Origin of the sequence: Paraburkholderia sp. RL18-085-BIA-A (assembly GCF_046027075.1) — a bacterium.
Classification (GTDB): Bacteria; Pseudomonadota; Gammaproteobacteria; order Burkholderiales; family Burkholderiaceae; genus Paraburkholderia.
In genome coordinates this window covers 1-2,520 of sequence record NZ_JARESU010000350.1, presented here as the reverse complement: position 1 = coordinate 2,520, position 2,520 = coordinate 1, and the positions used below count along the sequence as shown (strand labels likewise).

Below are 2,520 nucleotides of genomic sequence, written 5' to 3'. Positions count from 1 at the left end.
TCCAGCATCAGTTCCACTTCGGGCCGGAACATATAACGCATGACGCGCGTTTCCGTTACTGTCTCTACAGACTGGGTCCTGCAGTCAGTCAACATGATCGTGTAGTTGACCTGCACCGCATTCTCGTCACGTCGCATCGTAGGCTCCGCGATGCGGATCATCGCTGTCCCGTCACTGGTTGCCCGCTTGACGCGAACCTTCGGCGGATTGGCGAGTACCCCGGGGCCATACCAGCAATCGAATAAAAAGATGCCCGAACGTGGCAGATGGATGGCGGCCGTGTGGCACATGGCCATGAATTCCGCATTGGTGATCTGATAGCTCGCGACATGGAACAGCGACACCACCGCGTCATAGACCTCCTCGGTGCGAACCGTGCGCGCATCGCCCTGCTGAAACCTCAGCCGCTGCGCGACCGCCTTCGGTAACGCAATGCGCCGCGCGTCCGCTCGCGCGACCATATCAGCATTCAGATCGACGCCCGAGACCCGGAATCCTGCCGAGGCAAACTCCACTGCATGGCGCCCCGTTCTACAACCAAATTGCATCAGGCCGCCGCCTGCAACGCCATGCCGACACAGCATGCCCGTCACAAATGCCGCTTCAGCTTCGCAATTCTTGTCCGAATAGAAAAGATCATGATATTGCGGGTACCATGCGCTGAAACTCATAAGACACGCTCCATCATTCGCTGCACCGCGTCGGCTATTTCAATCTGCTGTTCAGAGCTCAGGGCAAGCCCGCTCGGCAAATAGAAGCCGCGCCTGCCCATACGCTCCGCAACCGGATAGCTCCCGTTCGGGAACAGGCCCATCTTCTGGAACACCGGCTGCTCGTGCATTGGCCAGAAAAATGGCCTTGTTTCCACACCGCATTCGTGAAGCCGTGCCCTGGCATCATCCGCGCATCCCGAAACGTCATCCTTCAGAACGAGACCGAAGACCCAGTAATTGTTTGCAGCGTACGGCAACGACGCCAGCGGCAACTCCAGGCCGTCCACATCCCGAAGAAGCTCCTGATATCTCTCGCCCATTCGCTTTTTTCGCGCAACGTGAGCTTCGAGTTGCTCCAGTTGCGCGAGTCCAACCGCGGCCTGCAGATTACTCATCCGGTAGTTCCAGCCCAGTTCCTCGTGAACGAACCGGCGATGACTCATGAAGCACAGGTTGCGCAGGCTCCTGGCTCGCTCGCATATCGCCTCGTCATTGCACAGGACCATCCCGCCTTCACCGGTGGTGATGTGCTTGTTCGAATAGAAGCTCAGGCAGGAGATGTCTCCGAAGGAGCCACAAGGACGGCCTTTATAGGTTTGCCCGATCGCCTGTGCCGCATCTTCGATGACAAGCAGACCGTTTTCGCGTGCCAGTTTCATGACCGGGTCCATGTCCGTCGGCAACCCGAATATGTGCACCACCATGATGGCACGCGTTCGGGCAGTCAGGGCCGCCTCGATTCTCCCAACGTCCATGTTCCAGCTCAAAGCGTCCGAGTCGACGAGCACCGGCCGGGCGCCGGCGCGCACCACCGCTGACGCACAGGAGATGATCGTGTGAGTCGGCAGTATCACCTCGTCGCCCGGCCCGATCCCCAGGGCGCTGATCGCAACGTCGAGTGCCGCGCTGCCGTTTGAGACCGCCACCGCGTGGCGTCGGTCGAGGCGCTCCGCCATGGCCTGCTCGAATCTTCCGACGAACTCGCCTTCCGATGACAACCATCCGCTCGATATGCACTGCTGCACATACAGCGCTTCATTTCCATCGAGCAGCGGAACATTGACGGGAATCACATAAGTCTCCAAAAATGGTGAACGTCCTGTCTCTCAGGCAAGGCGCGAGCTATTGCGGCGATCCGCGCGGATCGAACCTCACCTTGTCCTGATCACCCATGTAAGGGCCTTGCTTGATCTCGATGAACGCGGCGTCCTCGATGACCTCGAATCCATGTCCGCCCGATGACAACAGGACGACGTCGCCCGCCACAAGAGTCCGGCTGGTCACATAGCGAAGGTCGGCTCCATAGAAGTCGACTCGCAGCCGCCCCTTCTTCATCACCAGCACTTCCTGGGTGAGCTTCACTTCCCTCACCAGCACATTGTGTACATACGGGGCGATCTTTCTTCCCGCGGGATGCGCAATATAGGCGAGCTGCTGGGAGAATTCCGGCGGTGTGACGAAGTTGACGCCATCCTTCGAGTAGGAATCGCGAATGACCAGAGCCAGCACGACGCCGTCATCCGTGATTACGTCGACACCGTCATCGACTACTGCCACTGGCGCGGTGAGCATCATAGTCACGGCTGACTCTCCATTTGACCTTTCCGGGTTGAATTCGGCCAGACACGACGCCATCGGATGACCAGGCGCGACACCGGGCCACGCTCTCTAACGTTTGAAGTTCAGACGGGCGCGGTCGCGCCGCATCATCTCGTGGACGGAGCATAGTGATGACACGACTGCCCCGTGTCCGCTCCGGCCGATTTCGGCAAGATGTTGGCTGCTCTCGTGCACTAGGCCAACGCTG

At 59.2% G+C, this 2,520-nt stretch carries 3 protein-coding genes; all 3 read right to left on the bottom strand.

From position 1 onward, the window contains the following. A partial coding sequence (locus P0D89_RS52245; protein WP_408370901.1) for a methyltransferase domain-containing protein occupies nucleotides 1-671 on the bottom strand: 671 nt, incomplete at its 3' end. Beyond that, complete coding sequence (locus P0D89_RS52240; protein ID WP_408370903.1) at nucleotides 668-1,786, bottom strand: DegT/DnrJ/EryC1/StrS family aminotransferase; 1,119 nt, start codon at nucleotides 1,784-1,786, stop codon at nucleotides 668-670. The genes P0D89_RS52240 and P0D89_RS52245, both read right to left, overlap by 4 nt. Nucleotides 1,787-1,835: 49 nt before the next feature. Continuing rightward, a complete protein-coding gene (locus P0D89_RS52235; protein WP_408379499.1) occupies nucleotides 1,836-2,288 on the bottom strand; it encodes a cupin domain-containing protein in 453 nt (150 codons plus the stop codon). Between the last annotated feature and the right edge of the window lie 232 nt (nucleotides 2,289-2,520).